The organism is Pseudomonas oryzihabitans (genome assembly GCF_007665395.1).
GTDB classification, from domain to species: domain Bacteria; phylum Pseudomonadota; class Gammaproteobacteria; order Pseudomonadales; family Pseudomonadaceae; genus Chryseomonas; species Chryseomonas psychrotolerans_C.
Genome location: NZ_VDND01000011.1, coordinates 113,176 through 140,125 on the forward strand (window position 1 = coordinate 113,176; position 26,950 = coordinate 140,125).

Genomic DNA, 26,950 nt, shown 5'->3' on the forward strand with positions numbered 1-26,950 from the left:
GGTCTTGCGCGAGACTGCGGGGATTTTTACCCTGACTGCTTAGCCGAACGGCGTTACCCGGGCAGTCGCTGGCCGCGCCGCCAGGCGGCCGGGCTGATGCCCAGGCGGCGGGTCATGGCGCGGGTCAGCGCGGCCTGGTCGGAAAAGCCGACGCGCAGGGCGATCTCGGCGATGGGCAGGCGACTGTCGCCCAGCCAGCGCTGGGCCTGCTGCAACCGCAGGTCGGTCAGCCAGGCCTGGGGCGTCTGGGCGAAGCGCTGCTGGAACAGCAGGTGCAGGCGGCTCAGGCCGACCCCCGCCAGGCGTGCCATGACCGGGTTGCGCCAGTCGCCGGCGGGTTGGGCGGTCACCTGCGCCAGCAGGCGGTCGAAGGCCGAGGCCGCGGTCGGTGCGGCGAGGGCGGCCAGCAGCAGGCGGGTCAGGTCGCTGGCATGCAGGGCGAGGGCGGCTGCCGGGGTCAATTCGGCGAAGGCGACCAACTGCCGCGCCGCCGGTGGGATGGTCAGGCAGGGCCGCTGCCGTGCGCTATCCAGAATAGGGGCGGGCAACCAGTCGCTGGCGCAGTCGATCACCAGGAAGCGGCTGTCCGGCGCCGACTGCTGGGCATGGGCGCACCCGGGTGCCACCAGGGCAGCCAGGCCGGTATGCAGGCGCGCACCGCGGCCGCCTTCGACCTCCAGCTCCATGCCGCCCTGGATGGGCAGCACCAACTGGGCGAACGCATGGGCGTGGGGCTGGTGTTCGCCCTGGTAGCTCTTGATGGCGAGGCGTGGAGTCAAGGCGCACCTCGGTGCTGGGTAACGTCGCTGGCCGCGATCCTAGCACGCGGCCCAGGCGTCTTCGCGCCCTAGCGTACCGGCTGCAGCGGCAACTCGACCTCGCCACCGCTGCCCAGGTCGACCGCCACCGGGTCCTGGGTCAGGTACAGCGGGCGACCACCGAGGAGGATGCGGCCGCTGAGCAGGTAGCGCTCGCCGCTCTTGACCCGAGAGGGCGCGTAGTCGAGACGGAAGGGCACCTGGCCGGGCTGCTTGACGAACAGGGTGCGCTGGGCGAGGCGACCAGCCGGGGTATCGCCGGCGCTGGCACTGTAGAGGCTGACGGTGAGCTTGGCGGTGGGCGGCACCGGCTCGTTGGCGGTGAAGGTGGCCTGGCCGCTGAGGCTGGTCATGCTCGGCTGGGCCGGCACGCCTGGCGTCGTGGTCTGCGGCTGCTCGGTCGGCGGCAGTGGCTGGCCTGCCGGAGGCGGCGGCGTCGCGGGGCCGGGTCTCAGCCCGCTACAGGCGCTGAGCAGCAGCGAGGTGGCGAGCAGGGTGGCGATTCTCTTCATGGGTGGATCCTAGGTTGAAATCGACTGCTGTGACCTGCGCAGGCACTCTTAGTTGCCGATCACGGCGGGTGATTCCGGGTCCGGCAGGTCGGGGGCGTCGGGTCGATCCAGGGCCACCTGGCGGATCGACAGGCGAATCTCGGCGGGTAGCACCCGCTTGCCCGCGCCCTCGGCCAGTTCGCCGAGCAATTCATGATGGCCCAGGGTGCCGTCGTCGGCCTTGCGCAGCACGCCCTCGGCCAGCAGCGTCTGGATGAAGTGGCGGAACAGCGACTTGTCGAAGAATTCCGGGGCATTGAGGCCGTGCAGCACCGACAGCCGCTGGGCCATCACCGTGCAGAGCTCTTCCAGCTGCGGCGCGGTGAGGCTGTTCTGGCCGTGGTTGAGGATCAGCGCGGTGGTCATGTAGTAGCGCTGCAGGGTCTGCAGGATGGCGCGCGCCAGTAGGGTCAGGCGCACGAACTGCCGCGAACTGGGGGCCGCCCGTACGAAGACGTCGTCCTCGATCCGTAGCAGGCCGCGCTCCACCATGGCGTCCAGCCAGCCATCCAGCACCAGCGGCAGCTCCTCGCGCTCCCAGTGGATGAACAGCTCGGCCTGCAGGTAGGGATAGAGCGCCAGGGCGAAACGGTGGATCAGCTCGCGGGTCATCCGCCCGGTGTTCTGGAAGAAGCTGGCGATCAGTGCCGGGATGGCGAAGAGATGCAGGACGTTGTTGCGGTAGTAGGTCATCAGCACCGCATTCTGCTCGTCCAGGTAGAGGATGCGTCCCAGGGCGTCCTGCTGCTCGGCGAGGAATCCCAGGGCGCGCACCTCCTCGATGATGCTCTGGCCATCCCCCTCGGGCAGGGTGACGCTGGTGGAGTAGGGCACCCGTCGCAGCAGGTCCAGGTAGAGATCGATGGCCCGTACCAGGGCGCCTTCGTCGAGGGCCTGGCGATGGGTCGAGAGCAACGCCAGGGCTACCAGGTTGACCGGGGTGACCGCCGCGGCGGCGTTGATGCGGCGGACTACCCGTTCGCCCAGTTCATGGGTGACCGGATTGAACCAGGCCGGTTTGAAATCCTCGTCGAGGGGTTCGTCGCGCCAGCCCGGGCGGCGGGCATCGAGAAAGCCCTGCAGCGGGATGGGTTCGCCGAAGTTGACCCAGACCCGGCCGAAGCGCTGGCGCAGGGCACCGAACACCTTGACCAGGTCGAAGATGGATTCCTTCTTCTTGGCCGCGCCGCGCAGTTCTCCAAGGTAGGTACGACCCTCGAAGACCTTTTCGTAGCCGATGTACACCGGCACGAAGACGATGGGACGGCGGGAGTCGCGCAGGAAGCTGCGCAGGGTCATGGCCAGCATGCCGGTGCGCGGCTGCAGGGTGCGGCCGGTGCGCGAGCGGCCACCCTCGACGAAGTACTCGGTGGAGAAGCCGCGGCTGAACAGGCTGTGCAGGTATTCGTTGAACACCGCGGCATAGAGGGCGTTGCCCTTGAAGCTGCGCCTCATGAAGAAGGCGCCGCCGCGTCTGAGGATGTTGCCCACCACCGGCATGTCCAGGTTGATGCCGGCGGCGATGTGCGGCGGCGTCAGGCCGTTCTGGAACAGCAGGTAGGAGAGCAGCAGGTAGTCGATATGGCTGCGGTGGCAGGGGACGTAGACCACGGTGTGCCCCGGTGCCATCTCCTGGATCCGCTCGATGTGGCTGACCGTGACGCCGTCGTAGATGCTGTTCCAGAACCAGCGCAGGCCGACGTCCAGGCAGCGCACCACCGGATAGGAGAAGTCCGAGGCGATCTCCCGGGCATAGTGCGCCGCCTCGTCCTCGATGCGCCCCGGCGTGGCCTTGCGCTGGGCGATCTCCCGGGCGATGGTCGCCTTGACCTGGGGCGCCCGCAGCAGCCCGCGCAGCAGGGTGCGCCGGTGCGACAGGTCGGGGCCGATCACCGCCTGGCGTACGTTGCGGAAGTGGATGCGCAACTGGCGCATCACCAGGCGCTCCAGGCGTTGCGGGTCCGGGCGTTGCACGGCCAGAGCACCCAGCGACAGCGGCTTGGAGAATTGCACCCGGGTCAGCCGGCCCAGCACCAGGATGCGCGCCAGCTTGCGCAGGCGCCCGGTCACCACCCAGTTGTCCGCCCAGAGCAGCTTCCAGGGGCTGGTCTCGCGATCCGGGGACTGGCCCCAGAAGACGCTGACCGGCACCAGCTGGACGTCGCTCAACCCCTGCTCGGTCAGCGCCGTCACCACCCGCCGCAGGGTCGGCGGCACCGACCGGCGTGCCGGGCGGCCGCGCCAGTCCGCCTTGCCGATGGCGTTGAAGTAGGCCAGGGGTTCGGTCCTGCTGCCCAGCACCAGCGGGCGCAGGGGGCGCGGCAGCCCGGCCTTGCGGCATTCGCGGTCGAGTACCGCCAGGTCGCTCAGCGAGGCCTCGGGCAGCACATAGAGCACCGGCTTGGTGGGATCGATGCGGCTGAGCAGGCTGGCCGCCTGGGTGGTCTCCGAGCGGACCCAGAGATAGAGCAGGCGCTTGAGCAGCGAGAAGGCCAGCAGGCGCAGCGGCGAACGTGTCATGGAGGGCTACCGGATTGACGAGGCGGCAGTGTGCCGGATGGCCTGGCGGGCGTAAAACCGCCCCTGTTGTCCAGACTTCGACCCGGCAGTCGCCTGCTTGTCCCCACTGTCGAAAAAATGCCGCTTAAATCGTCGAAAAGCCGGCACTGGCGCGGCTTTCAGCGGTGATGGCACTTTGCGTAAAGAACGTTGCTTTTGCCAAAAAAGCCATGCTTCATAAGCCGTCGGCAGCGTCCTGCCGATGCCCGGACCAGGGCCGCCAACCCGGTGGCCGGTCCGGCGAAGGCTCTGCACCGATATAACAAGGCAACCCGATCGCCCAGCGGGCGATGGTCGGGGATAGGAAATCCAGAAAGCTTCGGAGAGATGTGATGGGTGAGCAACGCGAAACCGGGACCGTCAAGTGGTTCAATGACGCCAAGGGCTATGGATTCATTCAACGCGAAGGCGGCGCCGACGTGTTCGTTCACTACCGCGCCATTCGCGGCGAAGGTCACCGCTCCCTGGTCGAAGGCCAGCAGGTGGAGTTCTCGGTGATCGAGGGCCAGAAGGGCCTGCAGGCCGAAGACGTCGCCCGGGTCTGAGCCCACTGCGCGAGGAGCTCAGGGCTCCTCGCGATCCCGCCTCACTCGGTCCGCCAGACGATTTCCTCGACGCCCGCGTCCGTCACCTTCAGCCAGCGATCCGCGGCATCCTCCTCCTCTTCCTCGCTCCAGCCACTCGGCGCGCAGCGCACCTGCACCTGCAGAGCCGCATAGGCATCGCGCGCGCAGGCGAGGTCGTCCACCCAGGGCGATACATCGCTTTCCAGCAGCAGGCTGTGCCACTTGCCCACCGCCTTCGGCAGCCAGGTGACCGGGATGGGCTCGCCGCCATAGCGCAGGATGCACTTGAAGGTCTGCCCGCGGGCCTCCCAGGCGCAGGGCATGGCGAACACCTGCTCGAGCCAGGCCGAAACGGCGTCCTGGTCGACGTCCTTGAGGTAGATTTCGATATCGGGCTGGCGCATGGGGCTTAGGCTCCGGATTTGACGATCCAATCGTAACGTACTGCCACCCGCACCTCGAAGGGCTCGGCGAGGACCCGCTCACGGCGCTCGGCATTGACCCGCCAGCCGTGGGGCGTCATGGCCAGCAGGTCTTCGCGGGTCTGGCGCTCGGTAAGCGGCAGCACGAATTCGAGCCCCTCGCTGTGGGCCAGTTCCAGCCCCGGTGGCAGATCCTGCAGGTGCTTGTCTTCGGCGTAGTCGCGCACCTCGTCGTAGAGTCGTTGGCGCAACTCCAGCAGGTGGGCGCTGGCCGGACCCAGGCGCAGGATGCCGCCGCCGGTTGCCAGCACGCGCTGGGCTTCGCTCCAGTCGATGGGGCTGAAGACGCTGGCCAGCAGCTGGCAACTGGCGTCCGGCAGCGGCAGGCGCGCCATGCTCGCCACCAGCCAGGTCAGCGCCGGGGTACGCCGGCAGGCGCGGCGCACCGCCTCGCGGGAGATGTCCAGGGCGTAGCTCTCGGCCGCGGGCAGGGCCTGGGCCAGCCGCGCGGTGTAGAAGCCTTCGCCGCAGCCCACGTCGATCCAGCGCTGGGGCGCGCGCTCGGCGGCCAGCTGCGCCAGGCGCTCGGCCAGGGGGGCGTAGTGACCGCCATCGAGAAAGCGTCGGCGGGCCTCGACCATGGCGGCGTTGTCGCCCGGGTCCAGACTCTTCTTGTGCTGCACCGGCAGCAGATTCAGGTAGCCCTGGCGGGCACGGTCGAACCTATGGCCGGCGGGGCAACCGACGCCACCGTCGAGGGCGGCCAGCGGGGCCTGGCAGAGCGGACAGGTCAGTTTCATGCCAGCAACCGTACCAGGGTGCCGTAGTAGACCTCGGTCAGGAGGTCCAGGTCGCTGGCCAGCACGTGCTCGTCCACCTGGTGGATGGTGGCGTTGACCGGCCCCAGTTCCACCACCTGGGCGCCCAGGGTGGCGATGAAGCGGCCGTCCGAGGTGCCGCCGCTGGTGGAGGCTTCGGGGCGGTAACCGGTGACGGCTTCCACGCTGGCGGAAACGGCGTCGAGCAGGTCGCCCGGCTCGGTGAGGAAGGGCAGGCCGGACAGCGACCAGTCGATGTGCCAGTCCAGGCCATGACGGTCGAGGAGGGCCTCGACCCGGGCCTGCAGGCCTTCCACGGTGGATTCGGTGGAGAAGCGGAAATTGAACAGCGCCTGCAGCTCGCCCGGCACCACGTTGCCAGCGCCGGTGCCGGAATTCAGGTTGGAGATCTGGAAGCTGGTGGGCGGGAAGAAGGCATTGCCCTCATCCCACTGCTCGGCGGCCAGATCGGCCAGGGCCTGGGCGGCTAGGTGAATGGGATTGCGCGCCAGGTGCGGATAGGCCACGTGGCCCTGCTTGCCGCGCACGGTCAGGCGACCGTTGAGCGAGCCGCGACGACCATTCTTGACCACGTCGCCCAGCAGCCGGGTGCTGGAGGGTTCGCCGACGATGCACCAGTCCAGGCGTTCGCCGCGTTCACGCAGGCGCTCGACCACGGCGCGGGTGCCGTGCAGGGCGGGGCCTTCCTCGTCGCTGGTGATGAGGAAGGCGATGGCACCGCGATGGTCCGGATGATCGGCGACGAAGCGCTCTACGGCGATGATCATGCTCGCCAGGCTGCCCTTCATGTCGGCGGCGCCACGGCCGCGCAGCATGCCGTCGGCATCCACGTGGGCGTTGAAGGGCGCCTGCTGCCAGGCCTCCAGGGGGCCGGTGGGCACCACGTCGGTGTGACCGGCGAAGCACAGCACCGGACCCTCGCCACCACGGCGCGCCCAGAAGTTGTCCACCTCTTCGATGCGCAGGGGTTCGAGGGCGAAGCCCAGGCGCTCCAGGCGCTGCATCATCAGCGCCTGGCAGCCTTCGTCCAGCGGCGTGACCGAGGCTCGGCCGATCAGGTCGCAGGCGAGTTCCAGGGTGGGGGTGAGGGCGGTGGTCATGGCGGGTCCCGGGAGGCGGCTAGGGTTCAGGGGGAGCGGTATGGTAAAGGAAAACCTATACTGTGGCTTTTGCGGAAAGCCTTCATGACGTTCGATGAACAACGCTTCGGCGGGATCGCCCGGCTCTATGGGCAGGAGGCGGTCGAGCGCCTGGCCGCCAGCCACGTCGCCGTGGTCGGCATCGGCGGGGTGGGCTCCTGGGCCGCCGAGGCCCTGGCCCGCAGCGGTGTCGGCCGCATCAGCCTGTTCGATCTGGACGACGTCTGCGTCAGCAACACCAATCGCCAGGTACATGCCCTGGAAGGCCAGGTGGGCCGGCCCAAGGTGACGGTGATGGCCGAGCGCATCCAGGCCATCAACCCGGCCTGCGCGGTCAGGGCGGTGGCGGACTTCGTTACCCGCGAGACCATGGCCGACTACATCAGCGAAGACCTCGACCTGGTGCTGGACTGCATCGACAGCGTGGCCTCCAAGGCGGCGCTGATCGCCTGGTGCAAGAGACGCAAGATCGCCATCGTCACCACCGGTGGCGCCGGCGGCCAGATCGACCCCACCCAGATCCAGGTGGTGGATCTCAACCGCACTTATAACGATCCTCTGGCCTCGCGGGTGCGTTCGCTGCTGCGCCGCGACTACGGCTTCTCGCGCAATCCCAGTCGCCACTACAGCGTGCCCTGCGTCTTCTCCACCGAACAGCTGCGCTATCCCAAGCCGGATGGCAGCGTCTGCCAGCAGAAGAGCTTCGTCGGCGAAGGCGTCCGCCTGGACTGCGCCGGTGGCTTCGGCGCGGTGATGATGGTCACCGCCACCTTCGGCATGGTCGCCGCGGCGCGGGCGGTGGACAAGCTGATCCAGAAGCCGAAGGGCTAGCACCAACCACCGTAGCTTGGGTTGAGCGCAGCGAAGCCCAACGGTGCCCCGATCGAGCCTTCCATGTTGGGCTTCGACGATGAAGCCGTCTCAACCCAACCTACGTCCTGACGTGCGTAGGGTGGACAACGGCGCAGCCTTGTCCACGCGGGAGGGCCCGGGAGGCCATAGGGTACCGGGGTGCCAGTGGAAAACGCTGGTGCGGTTTTCCACGCTACGAGATTTCGAGCGCGACGGCCCTCACCCCAGCCCTATCCCGGAGGGAGAGGGGGTAGCAGTCCCTACCTATCTTGAGGCGTTTGCCGATCTGAGCGGTCGTTGGCGATGGCGGGAAATGCAAGGCGTAGGGTGGACAACGGCGTAGCCTTGTCCACGCGGGAGGGTGTCGGAGTGCCAGTGGAAAACGCTGGTGCGGTTTTCCACGCTACGGGGTTTCGAGCGCGGCGTCCCTCACCCCAGCCCACTCCCGGAGGGAGAGGGGGTAGCGCAGCCCCTACATATCACGCGGCGGTTCTCGCGCTGTGCGGTCGTTGGTGATGGCCGGGAGATGTCGTAGGGTGGACAACGGTGCAGCCTTGTCCACGCGGGAGGGTGTCGGAGTGCCAGTGGAAAACGCTGGTGCGGTTTTCCACGCTACGGGGTTTCGAGCGCGGCGACCCTCACCCCAGCGCTCCCTAAAGGAAAGGGGCGGTACTAGCGCATCGGACGAACGATGGCACGCCTCACTTTACATATCCTGCGGCGTTTCCCGGGCGGGGCGGTCGTCGGCGATGGCGGGGACGTGGAGGCCGGTCTTGGCCAGTTGCTGGCCTTCCATCTGCGGTTGGGTGGTCCAGGTGAGGATGTCGTAGTAACGGCGCACGTTCTGCACGAATTCCACCGTCTCGCCGCCGCGGGCGTAGCCGTAGCGGGTCTTGCTGTACCACTGTTTCTGCGCCAGGCGCGGCAGCATCTTCTTCACGTCCAGCCAGCGATCCGGGTCCAGGCCCTGGGATTCGGCCAGGCGGCGGGCGTCGAGCAGGTGGGCGATGCCGATGTTGTAGGTGGCCAGGGCGAACCAGGTGCGGTCCGGCTCCTTGATGCTGTCCGGCAATTCGTCGCGGATCTGGTCGAAATACTTGGCGCCGCCGGTGATGCTCTGCTCGGGGTCCAGCCGGTTGGCGACGCCCATGGCCTGGGCGGTGTTGTTGGTCAGCATCATCAGGCCGCGCACCCCGGTCTTGGAGGTGGCGTCCGCCGTCCACAGCGATTCCTGGTAGCCCATGGCGGCGAGCAGGCGCCAGTCCAGCTGGTGCTTCTGCGCCACCTTGCGAAAATGCTTCTCGTACTTGGGCAGGCGTTCCTGCAGGTGCTGGGCGAAGGTATAGGCACCGACGTAGCCGAGCACGTCGACATGCCCGTAGTAGCGTTCCTTGAGCTGCTGCAGGGTGCCGTCGCGGCGGACCTTGTCCAGGTAGGCGTTGACCGCGTCGAGCAGGCTGTTGTCCGCGCCGGGCTGCAGCGCCCAGGCCTGGCCCTGGTTGTCACCCAGGTCGAAGGCCACCCGCACGTTGGGAAAATAGACCTGGTTCATGGCCAGTTCGTTGGAGTCCACCAGGGTCAGGTCGATCTGGCCCTCGTCGACCATGCGCAGCAGGTCACTGACCTCCACCTGGTCGGACTCGTCGAAGGCGAGGCCCGGCACCTGGGCCTGCAGCGCCTTGAGCTGCTGGGCCTGGCTGCTGCCCTTGAGCACCAGGATGCGCTTGCCGACCATGTCCTTGGGCGTACCGGGGCGGACGGTGCCGTTGCGGTAGATGACCTGGGGCACCACGTCCAGATAGCTGCGGGAGAACTTCAGGTCCTGGCGATTGGCCGAGGGCGTGAGGCCGGCCGCGGCGATCACCGGGCCGTCGGGGGCGGTCAGGCGATTGAAGAGGTCATCGAGGTTGTCGGCGGTGCTGATTTCCAGGCGCACCTTGAGGGATTCGGCGAAGCCCTTGACCAGTTCGTATTCGAAGCCGGTCTCGCCGTTGCGGTCCTGGAAGTAGGTCGCCGGGCTGTTGCGCGTCACCACGCGCAGCACGCCAGCCTGCTGCACCTTTTCCAGGGCGGTCGGCGGGGGCGGCGCAGGCACGTCGGCCTCCCCGCAGCTCATGAGCAAGGCGAGGAAGGGCAGGGTAAGCCAGGCGAATCGCTTGAAGGCTTTATTCAAATGGGCTAGCTCGGCCATACGGCATCAAAACGGCACTGGCGCCTTGCTGACGCGCCTCATCGGTCGGCCCCTCCGGGCACTCGTTATCGTCGGGACGCTCCGCGCCACCGGTCCGGCCAAGGGCTCTATCCTGAGCCCAATGGGGAGCCGCGTCCATGGGGCGCGGCAGGCCGTCTCGGCGCGCAGTATACGCGAGAAGTGGCAGAGCGCCCATTTTATACATACAAGGGTGGTGGTAAGGCTGTATGAACCCTCGTCGCCAGAAGGTGTCCCGAGCGCGCCTTTAGGCTAGAATGCACGGCCCCAAAGTGACTTGGCCCCGAGGCTGTCCCCGATGCTGATCCTGCGCGGCGCTCCCGCTCTTTCTTCGTTCCGTCACGGCAAACTTCTCGACCAGCTGACTCGTCTGGTTCCCGGTGTCGCCGGGCTCTATGCCGAGTTCGTTCATTTCGCCGAAGTTGCCGGCACCCTGAGCGCGGAGGAAGAGGGCATCCTCGGCCGACTGCTGCAATACGGCCCCAGCGTCCCCCAGCAGCAGCCCAGCGGCGCGCTGTTCCTCATCGTGCCTCGTCTGGGCACCATCTCGCCCTGGTCGAGCAAGGCCACCGACATCGCCCACAACTGTGGCCTGGCGCAGATCGAGCGCCTGGAGCGCGGCGTCGCCTACTACGTCGCCGGCGAGCTGGATGCCGCCGCCCACGAGCAACTGGCCGCGGCCCTGCATGACCGCATGACCCAGCGCGTGCTGCCGACCCTGGACGCCGCCGCCGACATCTTCAGCCATGCCACGCCCAAGCCGCTCACCGCGGTGGACGTGCTCGGTGGCGGTCATGCGGCCCTGGAACAGGCCAACCTGGCACTGGGCCTGGCCCTGGCCGAGGACGAGATCGACTACCTGGTCAAGAGCTTCACCGCCCTGGGGCGCAACCCCCATGACGTCGAGCTGATGATGTTCGCCCAGGCCAACTCCGAGCACTGCCGGCACAAGATCTTCAATGCCAGCTGGGACATCGACGGCGAAAGCCAGGAGAAGTCGCTGTTCGGCATGATCAAGAACACTTACGAGATGAACCGCACCGGCGTGCTGTCCGCCTACAAGGACAACGCCGCGGTCATGGAGGGCTTCACCGCCGGGCGCTTCTACCCCGACGCCGAGTCCCGCGAGTACGGGGCGCACAGCCAGCCCGTGCACATCCTGATGAAGGTGGAGACCCACAACCACCCGACCGCCATCGCCCCCTTCCCCGGCGCCTCCACCGGCTCCGGCGGCGAGATCCGCGACGAAGGCGCGACCGGTCGCGGTTCCAAGCCCAAGGCCGGCCTGACCGGCTTCACCGTCTCCAACCTGAACATCCCCGGTTTCGAGCAGCCCTGGGAGCAGCCCTACGGCAAGCCCGAGCGCATCGTCACCCCGCTGGACATCATGATCGAAGGCCCGCTAGGCGGCGCCGCCTTCAACAACGAATTCGGCCGTCCGGCCCTGGCCGGCTACTTCCGTACCTTCGAGCAGCAGGTCGAGACCCCCCGCGGTCCCGAGGTGCGCGGCTACCACAAGCCGATCATGCTCGCCGGCGGCTTGGGCAACATCCGCGCCGACCACGTGCAGAAGGGCGACATCTCGGTGGGCGGCAAGCTCATCGTGCTGGGCGGTCCGGCCATGCTGATCGGCCTGGGCGGTGGCGCGGCCTCGTCCATGTCCACCGGCGCCAGCTCCGCCGACCTGGATTTCGCCTCGGTGCAGCGCGAGAACCCGGAGATGGAGCGCCGCTGCCAGGAGGTCATCGACCGCTGCTGGCAGCTGGGCGAAGACAACCCCATCACCTTCATCCACGACGTCGGTGCGGGCGGCCTGTCCAACGCCTTCCCCGAGCTGGTCAACGACGCCGGTCGTGGCGGCCGTTTCGAATTGCGCAACGTGCCCAACGACGAGCCGGGCATGAGCCCGCTGGAGATCTGGTGCAACGAGTCCCAGGAGCGCTACGTGCTCTCCGTGGACGCCGAGAACTTCGAGACCTTCAAGGCCATCTGCGAGCGCGAGCGCTGCCCCTTCGCCGTGGTCGGCGAAGCCACCGAGGAGCGCCAGCTGACCGTGGCCGACAGCCACTTCGGCAACAACGCCGTGGACATGCCGCTGGAGGTGCTGCTGGGCAAGCCGCCGCGCATGCACCGCAGCGTGACCCGTGAAGCCGAGCTGGGCGACGCCTTCGACGGCGCCGGCCTGGACCTGACCGAGTCGGTGGAGCGCGTCCTGCGCCATCCGGCCGTGGCCAGCAAGAGCTTCCTGATCACCATCGGCGACCGCACCATTACCGGCCTGGTGGCCCGTGACCAGATGGTCGGCCCCTGGCAGGTGCCGGTGGCCGATTGCGCCGTCACCGCCACCAGCTTCGACGTCTTCACCGGCGAAGCCATGGCCATGGGCGAGCGCACCCCGCTGGCCCTGCTCGACGCCCCCGCTTCCGGCCGCATGGCCATCGGCGAGACCGTCACCAACCTGGCCGCCGCGCGCATCGAGAAGCTCGGCGACATCAAGCTCTCCGCCAACTGGATGGCCGCCGCCGGCCACCCGGGCGAAGACGCGCGCCTCTATGAAACCGTCAAGGCGGTGGGCATGGAGCTGTGTCCGCAGCTGGGCATCACCATCCCGGTGGGCAAGGACTCCATGTCCATGAAGACCCGCTGGCAGGACGGCGGCGAAGACAAGAGCGTCACCGCGCCGCTGTCGCTGGTGATCACCGGCTTCGCCCCGGTGCAGGACATCCGCCGCACCCTGACCCCCCAGCTGCGCCTGGACAAGGGCCAGACCGACCTGATCCTCATCGACCTGGGCCGTGGCCAGAATCGCCTGGGCGGCTCCATCCTCGCCCAGACCCACGGCAAGCTCGGCCAGCAGGCGCCCGACGTCGACCAGGCCGAAGACCTCAAGGCCTTCTTCGCCGTGATCCAGGGCCTCAACCAGGACGGCCTGCTGCTGGCCTACCACGACCGTTCCGACGGCGGCCTCATCACCACCCTGGTGGAAATGGCCTTCGCCGGTCATTGCGGCCTGGCCCTGCGCCTGGACGCCCTGGCCGCCGACCGCGACGAGCTGACCCGTGCCCTGTTCGCCGAAGAACTGGGCGCCGTCATCCAGGTGCCCCAGGACTTCACCCACGAGGTGCTGGCCCAGTTCAGCGCCGCCGGCCTGGAAGATTGCGTGGCGGTGATCGGCAACCCGGTCAACGGCTACGAGATCAATATCCACTTCAACGACGAGCACCTCTATCGCGCCGAGCGGCGGATGCTGCAGCGTCTCTGGAGCGAGACCAGCTTCCAGATCCAGCGCCTGCGTGACAACGCCGACTGCGCCCAGCAGGAATTCGACGCCCTGCTGGAAGAGGATCACCCGGGCCTGTCGGCCAAGCTGTCCTACGACCCCAACGACAACATCAGCGGCCCCTACATCAAGAAGGGCGTGCGGCCGCAGGTCGCCATCCTGCGCGAGCAGGGCGTCAACGGCCAGGTGGAGATGGGCGCGGCCTTCGATCGCGCCGGTTTCTCGGCCATCGACGTGCACATGAGCGATATCCTCTCCGGGCGCATCGACCTGGCGGACTTCAAGGGCGTGGTCGCCTGTGGCGGCTTCTCCTATGGCGACGTCCTCGGCGCCGGCGGTGGCTGGGCCAAGTCCATCCTGTTCAACGCCCGTGCCCGTGACGGCTTCCAGCAGTTCTTCGAGCGCACCGACACCTTCACCCTGGGCGTGTGCAACGGCTGCCAGATGGTCGCCAACCTGCGCGAGCTGGTGCCCGGCAGCGACTTCTGGCCGCGCTTCGTGCGCAACCGCTCCGAGCAGTTCGAGGCGCGGGTGGCCATGGTCCAGGTGCAGGATTCGCCCTCGCTGTTCCTCGCCGGCATGGCCGGGTCGCGGCTGCCCATCGCCATCGCCCACGGCGAAGGCTTCGCCGAGTACCCGAACCAGGAGGCGCTGGTCGCGGCCGACGTCTCCGGCACCGTGGCGCTGCGCTACGTCGATGGTCACAGCAAGGTCACCGAGACCTATCCGGCCAACCCCAACGGCTCGCCGCTGGGCATCACCGGGCTGTCCAGCCAGGACGGTCGTGTGCTCTTGATGATGCCGCACCCCGAGCGCTGCTTCCGCGCGGTCCAGAACTCCTGGATCCCGGCCGACTGGCAAGGCGAGGACGGCGGCTGGATGCGCCTGTTCCGCAATGCGCGGGTCTGGGTGGACTAAGGGTTTCGGTGCCTGCCAACTCTCTTCTCCTGCGGGGGAGAGTTGGCTAGCGGCGGGCCATCCGGCATCCGCCGCAGCGCTCTTAGCCCCCTCTCCCTTAGGGAGAGGGCTGGGGTGAGGGCCGCCCAACCAGAGAACCCCACCATGCTCAAACTCTGCCTCTACGTCCCCGACTCCCACCTCGAAGCCGTCAAGCAGGCGATCTTCGCTGCTGGCGGCGGCCGCATCGGCCGCTATGACAGCTGCTGCTGGCAGGTCCAGGGCCTCGGTCAGTTCCGTCCGCTACCAGGCAGCCAGCCGCACCTGGGCGAGCAGGGCAGTCTCGAACAGGTCAAGGAGTGGCGGGTGGAACTGGTGCTGGCCGACGAGCAGGTCGCCCGCCAGACCGTGGCGGCGTTGAAGAGGGCGCATCCCTACGAAACGCCCGCCTATGATGTAGTGCAGCTGCTGGATTTCTAGCCGTCAGGGATAGCCGAGCACGGCCTTGAGGCGTGGTAGCTCCCGCTCGACCCAGCGCGGATCCACCGCGCCCCAGCCGCGGATCTCATAGTCACCGGCATTGTTGCGGGCGCCTTCGCCCTGGACGAACTGGCAGTCGATATCCAGATCGGCCAGAGCCAGCAGGGTGTCCTGGGCCGTACGCCGCGGCATGCCGGTGGCCGCCATCAGCGCCGGCACGCTGGTGGCGGTGCCGCTGGCCACCAGCCAGGCTACGTAGAGGCGGCGGTAGAAACTGGTCTTGGTCTTGCTCACGTCCATGAGGATCTTCCCGGTCAATAAAAAGCCCACCGCGAGGGTGGGCTTCAGGGGCATCAGAGGGTGGCGATGCGCTGCCGCTGCTCCACCAGCTTGGCCAGGGCCTGTTCGGCTTCGGCCAGCTTGGCGCGCTCCTTCTCCAGCACCTCGGCCGGGGCCTTGGCGACGAAGCCTTCGTTGGCCAGCTTGCCGCCGACCCGCTTGACCTCGCCATCCAGGCGGCCGATCTCCTTGTCCAGGCGCGTAAGTTCCGCGTCCTTGTCGATCAGCCCGGCCATGGGTACCAGCACTTCCATCTCGCCGACCAGGGTGGTGGCGGACATCGGCGCTTCTTCACCGCCGGCCAGCACGCGGACCGATTCCAGCTTGGCCAGCTTGTTCAGCAGCGGCTCGAAGTCGGCCAGGCGACGCTGGTCCTCGGCACTGGCGTTGGCAACGATGATGTCGATGCGCTTGGCCATGGAGATCTTCATCTCGCCACGGATCTGCCGGACGCCCAGCATCAGCGCCTTGACCCACTCGATGTCGCCTTCGGCGGCGGCGTCGATACGCGCCTCGTTGGCCACCGGCCAGGGTTGCAGCATCAGGGTCTCGCCCTGGACGCCGGCCGGTGCCTTGAGGCGCTGCCAGATTTCCTCGGTGATGAAGGGCATGAAGGGATGCGCCAGGCGCAGCACCACTTCCAGCACCCGCGCCAGGGTGCGGCGGGTGCCGCGCTGACGTTCGAGGGAGGCGTTCTCGTCCCACAGCACCGGCTTGACCAGCTCCAGGTACCAGGCGCAGTACTCGTCCCAGACGAATTCGTAGAGCGCCTGGGTGGCCAGGTCGAAGCGGAAGGCGTCGAGCTGACGGGTCACCTCGGCCTCGGTGCGCTGCAGCTGGGAAATGATCCAGCGATCCACCGAGGACAGTTCGACGGGTTCGTCGTTGACGCCGGTGTCCTGGCCCTCGACGTTCTCCATGACGAAGTTCGCCGCGTTCCACAGCTTGTTGCAGAAGTTGCGATAGCCCTCGACGCGACCCATGTCGAACTTGATGTCGCGGCCGGTGGTGGCCAGGGAGCAGAAGGTGAATCTCAGGGCGTCGGTGCCGTAGCTGGCGATGCCGTCCGGGAATTCGGCGCGGGTCTGCTTGGCGATCTTTTCGGCCAACTTGGGCTGCATCAGGCCACTGGTGCGCTTCTGCAGCAGGGTATCCAGGTCGATGCCGTCGACGATGTCCAGCGGATCGAGCACGTTGCCCTTGGACTTGGACATCTTCTGGCCCTGGCCGTCGCGCACCAGGCCATGGACGTAGACGGTCTTGAAGGGGATCTGCCCGGTCAGGTGGGTGGACAGCATGATCATCCGGGCGACCCAGAAGAAGATGATGTCGAAGCCGGTGACCAGCACGTCGGTGGGATGGAAGGTCTTCAGTGCTTCGGTCTGCTCGGGCCAGCCGAGGGTGGAGAAGGTCCAGAGGCCGGAGCTGAACCAGGTGTCCAGCACGTCGTCGTCCTGGCGCAGGACGATGTCACCCAGGTCGTGCTTGGCGCGTACCTCGGCTTCGTCGCGGCCAACGTACACGTTGCCTGCTTCGTCATACCAGGCGGGAATGCGGTGGCCCCACCAGAGCTGGCGGCTGATGCACCAGTCCTGGATGTCGTGCATCCAGCTGAAGTACATGTTCTCGTACTGCTTGGGCACGAACTGCACCTCGCCGCTCTCGACCACGGCGATGGCCTTGTCGGCCAGGGGCTTGGTGGAGACGTACCACTGGTCTGTCAGCCAGGGCTCGATCACGGTGCCGGAACGGTCGCCCTTGGGCACCTTGAGGGCGTGGTCCTCGATCTTTTCCAGGCGCCCGGCGGCGTCCAGGTCGGCGACGATGCGCTTGCGCGCCTCGAAGCGATCCAGGCCGGCGTAGGCGGCGGGGAGGGTGGCGTCGAACATGCCATTGACGCTGCCGTCCAGGTTGAATACCTGGGCGCCAGGCAGGACCGCGGCGTCGGCATCGAAGACGTTGATCAGCGGCAGGTTGTGGCGCTTGCCGACTTCATAGTCGTTGAAGTCGTGGGCCGGAGTGATCTTGACGCAGCCGGTGCCGAATTCGGGGTCGCAGTAGTCGTCGCCGACGATGGGGATGCGCCGGCCCACCAGGGGCAGCTCGACGTACTGGCCGATCAGGTCCTTGTAACGCGGGTCTTCCGGGTGCACGGCCACGGCGGCGTCGCCCAGCAGGGTCTCGGGACGGGTAGTGGCGACCACCAGATGGTCCATGCCCTCGGTGGTACGGGCGCCATCGGCCAGAGGGTAGCGCAGGTGCCAGAGGTGGCCCTTCTCGTCATGGCTTTCCACTTCCAGGTCGGAAATGGCGGTGTGCAGCTTGGTGTCCCAGTTGACCAGACGCTTGCCGCGGTAGATCAGGCCGTCCTCGTGCAGGCGCACGAAGGCTTCCTTGACCGCCTCGGAGAGGCCGTCGTCCATGGTGAAGCGCTCGCGCGACCAGTCCACCGAGGAGCCCAGGCGGCGGATCTGCCGACTGATGTTGCCACCGGATTCATTCTTCCATTCCCAGACCTTCTCCAGAAATTTCTCCCGGCCCAGGTCGTGGCGCGACAGGCCCTCGGCACCGATGCGGCGTTCCACCAGCATCTGGGTGGCGATGCCGGCGTGGTCGGTGCCCGGCTGCCAGAGGGTGTTGCGACCCTGCATGCGGCGGAAGCGGATCAGCGCGTCCATGATGGCGTTGTTGAAGCCATGGCCCATGTGCAGGCTGCCGGTCACGTTCGGCGGCGGGATCATGATGGTGTAGGGCTCGCCCGACCCCTGGGGCGCGAAATAGCCCTGGCGTTCCCAGGTCTGGTACCAGGAGGTTTCGATGGCGTGCGGCTGGTAGGTCTTGTCCATGGAGGGGGCTTTTGTCGCTGGAAGAGGAAAGCCTCCGAGTATAGCGACTCCAGCCCGCCGACGGCAGGGCGCCTTGGCGCCCCGGTTCAGGGACGCTGCAGCAGTTCGTCCAGGCGCTGGGCCAGCCGCCGCTGCAGCTCGGCTTCCAGCTGGGGCAACTGCTCGTCGAGCAATTCCTGGAGGATGGCCGGCGCTTCCTGCCGCAGGCGAACGTGGGCCAGGTCTTCGTGGGGGGCGCTGGGTGTCACGTCTTCGATGACGTCGGGCACGATCTGGTCGAGCAGTGGCGGGATGGCCTTGAGCCGCTCGGCGCTGGGGGCGATGACGTCGGAGAGGATGGGAATGCCGTCGGCGCTGCTCGGCTGGACGGCGTTGCGACTCTTGTCGAGTACCTGGCGGATGGCTTCGAGGTCTTGCAGGACGTGGGCGGGAGGCTTGGCGCTGGTCATGGGTATCACACGCGTGACAACTGATGATCCTGTAGAGCATAGCCAAGCTTGCGGTAGAAACGAAAACTCTCGCGCATCGCCTGGCGTACCTCTGGGGCCTCGACGACCACTTCGGCGACCCGGGCGAAACCCGCATGGCAGGGCGGCGGGGCCAGGCTGAGGTTGATCAGCAGCTCGCCTTTCTGCTCGGCCGGCGTGGTCAGGCCCAGCATCACCGGGCTGTCGCTGGCGTTCTCCGCCAGGTCATGGGGAACGAAGCTGTCGGGACGAAACGCCCACAGCTGTTCGTCCAGGCGCTGGCGCTGCTCGGCGTCGGCGCAGTGCACATAGACCGGCATGCCCTGCTTCCAGGCCTTGTCCACCAGCCGGCAGGCGAAGGCCAGCCGTGCCGCGGGATCGGTGGAGGGCAGGACATAGAAATCGACACGGGTCATGGGCATCACGAAAAAAGGAGAGGGAAACTACAAGGCCGCGACGTAGGGGCGTCGCGGCCTTGGACAGACGCTTAGGCCTCGGCGGTGCGATCGAGCAGATACTGCACCAGCAGCGGGACCGGACGACCGGTGGCGGCCTTGTCCTTGCCGCCGCTGATCCAGGCGGTACCGGCCACGTCCAGGTGGACCCAGGGATAGGCCTTGGCGTAGCGCGACAGGAAACAGCCGGCGGTGATGGTGCCAGCCTTGGGCCCGCCGATGTTGGCCATGTCGGCGAAGGGGCTGTCCAGTTGCTCCTGGTACTCGTCGTGCAGCGGCAGTTGCCAGACGCGGTCGTCGGCGCGGTCGCCGGCCTGCTTGACCTGGTCGATCAGGGCGTCGTCGTTGCCCATCAGGCCGGAGACCAGCGAACCCAGGGCGGTGATGCAGGCACCGGTGAGGGTGGCGATGTCGATCACCGCCTTGGGCTGGAAGCGCTCGGCGTAGGTGAGGGTGTCGCACAGCACCAGGCGGCCTTCGGCGTCGGTGTTGAGGATCTCGATGGTCTGGCCGCTCATGCTGGTGACGATGTCACCCGGACGGGTGGCGGTGCCGCTGGGCATGTTCTCGGCCAGGGCCAAGAGGCCTACCACGTTGATCGCGGGCTTGAGCTCGACCAGGGCGCGGAAGGTACCCAGGACGCTGGCGGCGCCGCACATGTCGTACTTCATCTCGTCCATGCCGGCGCTGGGCTTGATGCTGATGCCGCCGGTGTCGAAGGTGATGCCCTTGCCGACCAGGGTGTAGGGCTGGGCATTCTTGGCGCCGCCCTTGTACTGCAGCACCACCAGGCGCGGCGGCTGGGCGCTGCCCTGGGCCACGGCGAGGAAGGAGCCCATGCCCAGTTCGCGCATCTTCTTCTCGTCGAGCACCTCGACGGAGAGCCCGGCGTCCTTGAACTGCTTGGCCAGGGCCTTGGCCTGGTCGGCCACATAGATCGGATTGCAGACGTTCGGCGGCAGGTTGCCGAAGTCCTTGGCGTAGGCGGTGCCCTGGGTGATCGCCAGGGCATGGGCCAGGGCGCGCTCGGCCTCAGGTTGGGAGGCCTTGGTGGTGACCAGGGTCAGCTTCTTCAGCGGGCGCGGATCGGCCTTCTTGCTCTTGAAGCGGTCGAAGACGTAGTCGCCATCGGCCAGGGTCTCGGCCAGCAGGCGCAGGCGGGCATAGCCGTCACGGTTCTTGACCGGCACGTCGCCGAGGGCGATGGCGGCGTCGCTGCCACCCAGGCTCTTGAGCACGCCCAGGGCGCCGCTGGCCAGCTTGCGGTACTGGCGATCGGAAAGACCTTCGGCGGCGCCGCTACCCACCAGCAGTACGCGCTCGGCCTTGATGCCGGGCAGGTTGGTCAGCAGCAGGGTCTGGCCGGCCTTGCCGGCGATGTCGCCGCGCTTGACCGCCGCGCTCAGGGCGCCAGCGGTGGCGACGTCGACGGCGCTGGCCGCTGCGTCGAGCGCGCCGCCTTCACCGACGGCCACGACCAGGGTGGCGGTTTTCAGGGTTTCCGGACGAGCGTTTTTGACGACGAATTCCATTAGGAGAAGCTCCCCAAGACAAACACATGAGTTCGCAGGATATAATGCGGGGCTTTCGCCAGGGCCTTTCCCGGCGATCGGCCTTCAACGGGTGGGCCTTGCGACGCAAGCCATGCAGCCGAGCTAGTGTGAGCGTTCGCGCCAGAGCCTGACAACCCTGGAGAATCCTGTTTGATCGTCTTCCGCTATCTGTCTCGAGAAGTTCTCACCACCCTCGGTGCGGTCAGTGCCGTGCTGCTGGTGATCATCATGAGCGGCCGCTTCATCAAGTACCTGGCCCAGGCGGCCCAGGGCCTGCTGGATCCGGGCGTGCTGCTGCTGATCATGGCCTACCGGATTCCCGGTTTCCTGCAGCTGATCCTGCCGCTGGGCCTCTTCCTTGGCTTCCTGCTGGCCTATGGCCGCCTCTACCTGGACAGCGAGATGACCGTGCTCACCGCTACCGGCCTGAGTCCGCGCCGCCTGCTGGCCTACAGCATGGCGCCGGCCGCGGTGGTCGCCGTGGTGGTGGCCTGGCTGAGCCTGTCGCTGGCGCCCCTGGGCGTGCAGAAGGTCACCGCCATCCTCAACCAGCAGGATGCCATGACCGAATTCGACACCCTCGAACCCGGGCGCTTCCAGTCGCTGCGGGACAACTCGCGGGTCACCTACACCGAGCGCCTCTCGGCGGATCGCAGCCAGTTGGGCGGCGTCTTCATTTCCGAGCGCAACACCTCCACCGTGGGCGGCAAGGATCGCGGCGTGGGCGTGCTGGTGGCCGATACCGGGCGCCAGGAAATCCATCCCGATGGCAGTCGCTACCTGATCCTGCAGAACGGCTTCCGCTACGACGGCGTGCCCGGACAAGCCGACTACCGAGCGGTGCAGTACGACACCTATGGCGTCCTGCTGCCCAAGCCCGAGGTCAGCGAGGACATCAGCGAGCGTGACGCCGTCACCACCGGCGAGCTGATGCGCAGCAACGACCTGCAGTACCGCGGGGAGCTGCAGTGGCGGCTGTCGCTGCCGATCCTGGTGTTCATCGTCACCCTCATCGCCGTGCCCCTGGCCAAGGTCAATCCGCGCCAGGGCCGCTTCCTCAAGCTGCTGCCGGCGATCCTGCTGTACATGGCCTACCTGTCGCTGCTGATCGCCGCCCGCGGCGCCCTGGACAAGGGTCGCCTGCCGCCGGCCATCGGCCTCTGGGGCGTGCACCTGCTGTTCCTGGTGCTCGGCCTGCTGCTGGCCTTCTGGGAACCGCTCAAGGCGCGTCTGCGCGGTCGCACGCCGGAGGTGGCGGCATGAACAAGCTCGACTGGTACATCGGCCGCACCGTCTTCGTCAGCATCCTCGCGGTACTGGGGGTGATCGTCGGCCTGGCCCTGCTGTTCGCCTTCATCGACCAGCTCGGCGACTTCGACGACAACTATGGCGTCGCCGAGGCGCTCAAGTTCGTCCTGCTCACCTCGCCACGCCGCGCCTACGAGATGCTGCCCATGGCCGCGCTCATCGGCTGCCTGATCGGCCTGGGCACCCTGGCCAGCAGCAGCGAACTGATCGTGATGCGCGCGGCCGGCGTCTCCCTCGGGCGCATCGTCTGGGCGGTGATGAAGCCGATGTTCGTGCTGCTCATCGCCGGCATCCTGGTCGGCGAATACGTGGCGCCCTGGTCGGAGAACCTGGCCCAGAGCGGTCGCGCCCTGGCGCAGAGCGCCGGCAAGGCGCAAAGCTCCCGCCACGGTCTCTGGCACCGCCAGGGGCATGAATACACCCACGTCAACGCCGTGCAACCCAACGGCCTGCTGCTAGGCGTGACGCGCTACGAATTCGATGACCAGCGGCACCTGCTGCAATCCAGCTTCGCCCAGCGCGGCATCTATCGGGGCGATCACTGGGAGCTGGAGAACGTCAGCATCACCGACTTCGGCGATCGCCAGACCAGCACGCGCCAGGAGCCCAAGGTGACCTGGAACGTCGAGCTCACCCCGCAAGTGCTCGACACCGTGATCATGGAGCCGGATGCGCTGTCCATCTCCGGGCTGTGGTGGTACATCCACTACCTGGCCGACCAGGGGCTGAGCAACAAGAGCTACTGGCTGGCCTTCTGGTCGAAGATCTTCCAGCCGCTGGTGACCGCCGCCCTGGTACTGATGGCGATTTCCTTCATCTTCGGGCCGCTGCGTTCGGTGACCCTGGGTCAGCGGATCTTCACCGGGGTGATCATCGGCTTCGCCCTGCGGATCTTCCAGGACCTGCTCGGCCCCTCCAGTCTGGTGTTCGGCTTCTCGCCGCTGCTTGCGGTACTGGCGCCGGCGCTGCTCTGCGCCGTGGCCGGGGTGCTGTTGCTGCGCCGGGCCGGTTAGCGCCCGGCGGCGACCGCTGCCGGCTCCTGTCCGAGAAGAGAAGTGGCCGTACAGCGGCACTTCTCGTCCAGCCGCTAGGCGGCGCCCTTGCTCGCCGCCAGGGGCAGCTGCAACCAATCGGCGTGCTCCTCGCAGAAGCTCAGGATCCGCTGCACCCGGCGGATCTGGTCGCGATGGCGGCATTCGCCCACCACCGTCCGCACCAGCAGATCGACGTTCTGCATGTGAATCAGCCGCAGATCCGGACTCATGTCGGGGCACTCCCCCATCTCGCCGATGCGCGTCTCGCAACGGGCGAGCAGGCGGTCGATGAAGTCGGGGGCAAAGCGAGCTGCGGTCTGGGCCGTTTCCAGGTCCTTGACCGCCACCTGGGAGAGGGGAGAGAGCGTTTCCATGCGCAAGGTCTCGCGTCCGTATCGGAGTCTTACTATTGCACGCTTTGCCCCAGGGATTCAGCTGCCGATTGTCAGCTGGCTGTGCGGTCGTTCTCCAAGCCTCAAGGCTGACGTGCCGGCGCTCTGGTTGCCGTTTCCAGCAGCGCCGCACGCGCCCGGAGATAGGACCGCTTCCGCTGCAGGTCGGCTGGATGATCGATGCTGAGGCTGTCGAGGTAATCCCGCCAGGCAACGAGATACAGCTGCTGGGCATTGCGCAGATCCTGGTCCTGCCCGGTCGGTAGCTGGCCCGTGGCGCTGGCCGCCGTGGTGAGGGCCTGCGCCTGACAGGTGTCCAGTTGCTGGTGGAAGGCTGGCAGCCGCTCCTGTTCGCCGGCCAGCCGCGCGTTGTTGCCATCGAGCACCAGCAATTCGCACCCATAGAGGGCACTGTGCAAGCGCGCCTGCAGCGTCCAGCTGGGCGAGCGGCCCCACTCGCCACCCCGAGCGGCCGGGTCGACCGGGCGCTGCACGGCGCAGCCCTGCAGCCCAAGCAGCAAGACGATCAGCAGAGACGCACTTCGATTCATACCTGGTTCTCGGTAAACGCAGCGAGCGCCCAGCCTACTGGTAGCGTTCCCATTCCCGATACTTGTCCATCAGATAGTTGCCGACCGGCTGCCGCTTCTTGCAGTCCTCACCGCTCAGTGGACTGGGCTCGCAGAGCGGTCCGGCATCGCTGTAGTGGCTGCAGCCGGTCAGTAGCAGGGCGCAGCCGAAAAGTAGTGATTTCAACAGGCATCCTTCCTCGTGAGTGGGGCGGGCGTGGTCTAGAGTCGGTACGAAAAACGGGCCGGTGCGTTCTCAGGGTACGGCAACCGCCTCGCTGAGCCGTCTTGCCAGGCGAAGGGGATAGCCGGGGCCCGGTGGGGACTGCAGTGGGTGAGCGAACGGCTATTTCTCTGAGTATCGAAGAAATTCAGCCGATCTGTAGCTCTTTGTCGCCTTACGACCTGGGTAGCATGCCCTTCTTACTTCTGGTCGAGGCCAACCATGCAACTCAACGACATTCCATTCGGGACTACCGATTGGTCGAAGATCGAACCTAGGGTCCATCCTGGAGAAACCGGCTCAGCTCTTTGGCGTACCTGTCAGTTTGGCGCTGTACGCGTCCGCATGATCGAGTACAGCGCGGGCTACCTCGCCGATCATTGGTGTAGCAAAGGCCATATTCTGCTTTGCCTAGACGGTCAATTGGACACCGAGTTGGCCGATGGTCGCATCTTCACCTTAACCGCCGGCATGAGCTACCAGGTGGCCGACAATGCCGAGGCTCACCGCTCCTCGACTGCCATTGGCGCAACCTTGTTCGTCGTTGATTGAGGCTCGTGTCGAGAGTGCAGCCGGATATCTCCAGGCACAAAAAAACCGCCTCAAGGGGCGGTTTCTCTGGCTTACAGAAATCACGAGGAGTTCTGGAAGGTACTGCTTGGTGCCCCGGGGGAGACTCGAACTCCCACTCCTTTCGGAAACGGATTTTGAATCCGCCGCGTCTACCGGTTCCGCCACCGGGGCAATGGCGGCGGAGTATAGGGATGGTCGCAGGCCCGGTCAATCCAAAGTGCGTTGGTGAAAAAGGCCGCTTCCGGTAAGCTGTGCGGCCTTTCGAGATCTACCTGCCATGCACGTCGCCGACTTCCATTTCGACCTTCCCGAATCCCTCATCGCCCGTCATCCGCTGGCCGAGCGCCGCGGCAGTCGATTGCTGGTGCTCGACGGCCCCAGCGGTGAATTGAGCCATCGCCACTTCGCCGATCTCTTGGGTTATCTGCAGCCCGGTGACCTGATGGTGTTCAACGACACCCGGGTGATCCCGGCGCGGCTGTTCGGCCAGAAGGCCAGTGGCGGCAAGCTGGAGATCCTGGTGGAGCGGGTGCTGGACGAGGAGCGGGTGCTCGCCCATGTGCGTTCCAGCAAGTCGCCCAAGCCGGGCAGCCGGATTCTCATCGACGGCGGCGCCGAGGCTGAGATGGTGGCGCGGCACGAGGCCTTGTTCGAGCTGAGATTCGCCGAACCCGTGCTGCCGCTGCTGGAGCGGGTCGGCCATATGCCACTGCCGCCCTACATCGACCGGCCCGACGAGGCCGAGGATCGCGAGCGCTACCAGACCGTCTATGCGCGCAATGCCGGTGCCGTGGCGGCGCCCACCGCCGGGCTGCACTTCGACGAGCCGCTGCTCGAGGCCATCCGCGCCAAGGGCGTGGCGACCGCCTTCGTCACCCTGCACGTCGGCGCCGGCACCTTCCAGCCGGTGCGGGTGGAAAAGATCGAAGACCACCATATGCACCGCGAGTGGCTGCAGGTAGATCAGGCCGTGGTCGATGCCGTGGCCGCCTGCCGGGCGCGTGGCGGCCGGGTGATCGCGGTCGGCACCACCAGCGTACGCTCGCTGGAAAGCGCGGCCCGTGACGGCGAGCTCAAGGCCTTCGCCGGCGAGACGGACATCTTTCTCTATCCCGGCCGGCCCTTCCACGTCGTCGATGCGCTGGTGACCAATTTCCACCTGCCCGAATCGACCCTGCTGATGCTGGTGTCGGCCTTCGCCGGCTACCGCGAGACCATGGCCGCCTATGCGACGGCGGTGGCCGAGGGTTATCGCTTCTTCAGTTATGGCGACGCCATGTTCATCACCCGCAATCCCGGGGCCCAGGGTCCGGAGAGCTGATATGAGTTTCATGAATTTCGAGTTGCTGGCCACCGAGGGCAAGGCCCGTCGCGGTCGCCTGACCTTTCCCCGCGGCGTGGTCGAGACCCCGGCCTTCATGCCGGTCGGGACCTACGGCACGGTCAAGGGCATGCTGCCCGACAGCGTCGCCGACATTGGCGCCCAGATCATCCTCGGCAACACCTTCCACCTCTGGCTGCGCCCGGGGACCGAGGTGATCCAGCGCCATGGCGACCTGCACGACTTCATGCAGTGGCAGGGGCCGATCCTCACCGATTCCGGCGGCTTCCAGGTGTTCAGCCTGGGCGCGCTGCGCAAGATCAAGGAGGAGGGGGTTTACTTCGCCTCGCCGGTGGATGGCGCCAAGGTGTTCATGGGGCCCGAGGAATCCATGGCGGTGCAACGCGCCCTGGGCTCGGACATCGTGATGATCTTCGACGAGTGCACCCCTTATCCGGCGGACTTCGACACCGCGCGGCGCTCCATGGAGCTGTCGCTGCGCTGGGCCAAGCGTTCCCGCGAAGCCCATGGCGACAACCCCTCGGCGCTGTTCGGCATCGTCCAGGGCGGCATGCACGAGGAGTTGCGCCTGAGATCTCTGGAAGGTCTGGAGGGCATCGGCTTCGACGGCTATGCCATCGGCGGTCTGTCGGTGGGCGAGCCCAAGGAAGAGATGATCCGCGTGCTGGACTTCCTGCCGCCGCACCTGCCGGCCGACAAGCCGCGCTACCTGATGGGCGTCGGCAAGCCGGAAGACCTGGTGGAAGGCGTGCGCCGCGGCGTCGACATGTTCGACTGCGTGATGCCCACCCGCAACGCGCGCAACGGCCACCTGTTCATCGACACCGGGGTGCTCAAGCTGCGCAACGCCGTGCACCGGCACGACGAGACGCCGCTGGATCCGACCTGCGACTGTTACACCTGCAAACATTTCTCCCGCGCCTATCTGCACCATCTGGATAAATGCGGGGAAATGCTGGGGAGTATGCTGAATACGATCCACAACCTGCGGTATTACCAGCGCGTGATGGCCGGTTTGCGCCAGGCTATCCAAGAGGGTAAATTGGCCGACTTTGTGGACGCCTTCTATGCTCGGCGCGGCCTGCCTACACCGCCGCTCGACCGCTGAAAGCCCCTGTCCGATCGTCCTGGCGAAACGGCGCTCGCGCGTCGTTCCCCGGGCGCGCGACCGGAGGCCTGAGGTGGTCGAGCCGGCGCCAAGCGACCCCCGGCATCTCCGCTTTTTCCGTCATCCAAC

24 protein-coding genes and 1 tRNA gene are annotated in these 26,950 nt (G+C 67.0%); 9 read left to right on the forward strand and 16 right to left on the reverse strand.

Translation table 11 applies throughout. The annotated features are described in order from the left end of the window. Positions 1-53: 53 nt before the first annotated feature. The 3 genes from FSV73_RS20315 to plsB all read right to left on the reverse strand — a co-directional run bounded on the left by FSV73_RS20315 (position 54) and on the right by plsB (position 3,889). Positions 54-779, reverse strand: a complete 726-nt coding sequence (locus FSV73_RS20315; RefSeq protein WP_145010554.1) for a helix-turn-helix transcriptional regulator — start codon at positions 777-779, stop codon at positions 54-56. A 68-nt stretch (positions 780-847) separates the two neighbouring features. Continuing rightward, positions 848-1,330, reverse strand: a complete 483-nt coding sequence (locus FSV73_RS20320) for a YbaY family lipoprotein (RefSeq protein ID WP_145010556.1) — start codon at positions 1,328-1,330, stop codon at positions 848-850. A 48-nt stretch (positions 1,331-1,378) separates the two neighbouring features. Next, entirely contained in the window at positions 1,379-3,889 is a 2,511-nt protein-coding gene (plsB, locus tag FSV73_RS20325; RefSeq protein ID WP_145010559.1) for a glycerol-3-phosphate 1-O-acyltransferase PlsB, read from the reverse strand. 371 nt (positions 3,890-4,260) lie between these two features. Between plsB and FSV73_RS20330 the strand changes: the two genes are divergently transcribed. Next, positions 4,261-4,473 (forward strand): cold-shock protein, encoded by a 213-nt coding sequence (locus tag FSV73_RS20330; protein ID WP_145010562.1) that lies wholly within the window; start codon positions 4,261-4,263, stop codon positions 4,471-4,473. Positions 4,474-4,514: 41 nt separating this feature from the next. Here FSV73_RS20330 and FSV73_RS20335 read toward each other — a convergent pair whose 3' ends face one another. From FSV73_RS20335 to dapE, 3 genes are read right to left on the reverse strand one after another with little or no spacing between them, the layout of a single operon-like run. After that, positions 4,515-4,898 carry a hypothetical protein gene (locus FSV73_RS20335; RefSeq protein WP_145010565.1) on the reverse strand — a complete coding sequence of 128 codons (384 nt, stop codon included), beginning with the start codon at positions 4,896-4,898 and terminating at the stop codon, positions 4,515-4,517. Between the two features lie 5 nt (positions 4,899-4,903). Then, positions 4,904-5,716, reverse strand: coding sequence for a putative RNA methyltransferase (locus FSV73_RS20340; RefSeq protein ID WP_145010568.1), 813 nt, complete (start codon positions 5,714-5,716; stop codon positions 4,904-4,906). Next, entirely contained in the window at positions 5,713-6,855 is a 1,143-nt protein-coding gene (dapE, locus tag FSV73_RS20345) for a succinyl-diaminopimelate desuccinylase (protein WP_145010571.1), read from the reverse strand. The genes FSV73_RS20340 and dapE overlap by 4 nt, the downstream gene beginning before the upstream one ends. A gap of 84 nt (positions 6,856-6,939) precedes the next feature. Between dapE and tcdA the strand changes: the two genes are divergently transcribed. Beyond that, complete coding sequence (tcdA, locus tag FSV73_RS20350; RefSeq protein ID WP_145010574.1) at positions 6,940-7,725, forward strand: tRNA cyclic N6-threonylcarbamoyladenosine(37) synthase TcdA; 786 nt, start codon at positions 6,940-6,942, stop codon at positions 7,723-7,725. 727 nt (positions 7,726-8,452) lie between these two features. Here tcdA and mltF read toward each other — a convergent pair. After that, on the reverse strand, positions 8,453-9,937 hold the full coding sequence (gene mltF, locus FSV73_RS20355) for a membrane-bound lytic murein transglycosylase MltF (protein ID WP_145010577.1): 1,485 nt from the start codon (positions 9,935-9,937) through the stop codon (positions 8,453-8,455). Between the two features lie 316 nt (positions 9,938-10,253). On the opposite strand from mltF, the gene purL reads away from it, so the two are divergent. Both purL and FSV73_RS20365 read left to right on the forward strand, forming a co-directional pair. Beyond that, positions 10,254-14,153 carry a phosphoribosylformylglycinamidine synthase gene (purL, locus tag FSV73_RS20360; protein WP_145010580.1) on the forward strand — a complete coding sequence of 1,300 codons (3,900 nt, stop codon included), beginning with the start codon at positions 10,254-10,256 and terminating at the stop codon, positions 14,151-14,153. Positions 14,154-14,297: 144 nt separating this feature from the next. Further along, positions 14,298-14,612, forward strand: coding sequence for an NGG1p interacting factor NIF3 (locus tag FSV73_RS20365; protein WP_145010583.1), 315 nt, complete (start codon positions 14,298-14,300; stop codon positions 14,610-14,612). 3 nt (positions 14,613-14,615) lie between these two features. On the opposite strand, the gene FSV73_RS20370 is transcribed toward FSV73_RS20365, so the two are convergent. The 5 genes from FSV73_RS20370 to FSV73_RS20390 all read right to left on the reverse strand — a co-directional run bounded on the left by FSV73_RS20370 (position 14,616) and on the right by FSV73_RS20390 (position 20,251). Next, on the reverse strand, positions 14,616-14,912 hold the full coding sequence (locus FSV73_RS20370) for a winged helix-turn-helix domain-containing protein (protein ID WP_145010758.1): 297 nt from the start codon (positions 14,910-14,912) through the stop codon (positions 14,616-14,618). A gap of 53 nt (positions 14,913-14,965) precedes the next feature. Further along, positions 14,966-17,797, reverse strand: a complete 2,832-nt coding sequence (locus tag FSV73_RS20375) for a valine--tRNA ligase (RefSeq protein WP_145010586.1) — start codon at positions 17,795-17,797, stop codon at positions 14,966-14,968. 86 nt (positions 17,798-17,883) lie between these two features. Then, positions 17,884-18,246, reverse strand: a complete 363-nt coding sequence (locus FSV73_RS20380; protein WP_145010589.1) for a hypothetical protein — start codon at positions 18,244-18,246, stop codon at positions 17,884-17,886. Positions 18,247-18,251: 5 nt separating this feature from the next. Next, positions 18,252-18,680 carry a DNA polymerase III subunit chi gene (locus FSV73_RS20385; protein ID WP_145010592.1) on the reverse strand — a complete coding sequence of 143 codons (429 nt, stop codon included), beginning with the start codon at positions 18,678-18,680 and terminating at the stop codon, positions 18,252-18,254. A gap of 71 nt (positions 18,681-18,751) precedes the next feature. After that, complete coding sequence (locus tag FSV73_RS20390) at positions 18,752-20,251, reverse strand: leucyl aminopeptidase (RefSeq protein WP_145010595.1); 1,500 nt, start codon at positions 20,249-20,251, stop codon at positions 18,752-18,754. 171 nt (positions 20,252-20,422) lie between these two features. Between FSV73_RS20390 and lptF the strand changes: the two genes are divergently transcribed. Next, complete coding sequence (gene lptF / locus FSV73_RS20395; protein ID WP_145010598.1) at positions 20,423-21,535, forward strand: LPS export ABC transporter permease LptF; 1,113 nt, start codon at positions 20,423-20,425, stop codon at positions 21,533-21,535. Continuing rightward, on the forward strand, positions 21,532-22,593 hold the full coding sequence (gene lptG, locus FSV73_RS20400) for an LPS export ABC transporter permease LptG (protein ID WP_145010601.1): 1,062 nt from the start codon (positions 21,532-21,534) through the stop codon (positions 22,591-22,593). Before lptF ends, lptG begins: the two co-directional genes overlap by 4 nt. Before the next feature lie 74 nt (positions 22,594-22,667). Here lptG and FSV73_RS20405 read toward each other — a convergent pair whose 3' ends face one another. The 3 genes from FSV73_RS20405 to FSV73_RS25625 all read right to left on the reverse strand — a co-directional run bounded on the left by FSV73_RS20405 (position 22,668) and on the right by FSV73_RS25625 (position 23,762). Then, positions 22,668-22,988: a hypothetical protein gene (locus FSV73_RS20405; RefSeq protein ID WP_145010604.1), complete on the reverse strand. Its 321-nt coding sequence runs from the start codon at positions 22,986-22,988 to the stop codon at positions 22,668-22,670. 101 nt (positions 22,989-23,089) lie between these two features. Continuing rightward, positions 23,090-23,557 carry a hypothetical protein gene (locus tag FSV73_RS20410; RefSeq protein ID WP_145010606.1) on the reverse strand — a complete coding sequence of 156 codons (468 nt, stop codon included), beginning with the start codon at positions 23,555-23,557 and terminating at the stop codon, positions 23,090-23,092. A 34-nt stretch (positions 23,558-23,591) separates the two neighbouring features. Next, entirely contained in the window at positions 23,592-23,762 is a 171-nt protein-coding gene (locus tag FSV73_RS25625; RefSeq protein ID WP_186309297.1) for a hypothetical protein, read from the reverse strand. Positions 23,763-24,020: 258 nt separating this feature from the next. Between FSV73_RS25625 and FSV73_RS20415 the strand changes: the two genes are divergently transcribed. Further along, entirely contained in the window at positions 24,021-24,350 is a 330-nt protein-coding gene (locus tag FSV73_RS20415) for a DHCW motif cupin fold protein (protein ID WP_145010609.1), read from the forward strand. Positions 24,351-24,457: 107 nt separating this feature from the next. On the opposite strand, the gene FSV73_RS20420 is transcribed toward FSV73_RS20415, so the two are convergent. Continuing rightward, positions 24,458-24,542 (reverse strand) — tRNA-Leu (locus FSV73_RS20420). A 106-nt stretch (positions 24,543-24,648) separates the two neighbouring features. Between FSV73_RS20420 and queA the strand changes: the two genes are divergently transcribed. Together queA and tgt are read left to right on the forward strand one after the other, a co-directional pair. Further along, the gene (gene queA / locus FSV73_RS20425) at positions 24,649-25,692 is read left to right on the forward strand and encodes a tRNA preQ1(34) S-adenosylmethionine ribosyltransferase-isomerase QueA (RefSeq protein WP_145010612.1); all 1,044 of its coding nucleotides are present in this window, start codon (positions 24,649-24,651) and stop codon (positions 25,690-25,692) included. A 10-nt stretch (positions 25,693-25,702) separates the two neighbouring features. After that, the gene (tgt, locus tag FSV73_RS20430) at positions 25,703-26,821 is read left to right on the forward strand and encodes a tRNA guanosine(34) transglycosylase Tgt (RefSeq protein ID WP_051226203.1); all 1,119 of its coding nucleotides are present in this window, start codon (positions 25,703-25,705) and stop codon (positions 26,819-26,821) included. Positions 26,822-26,950: the final 129 nt, after the last annotated feature.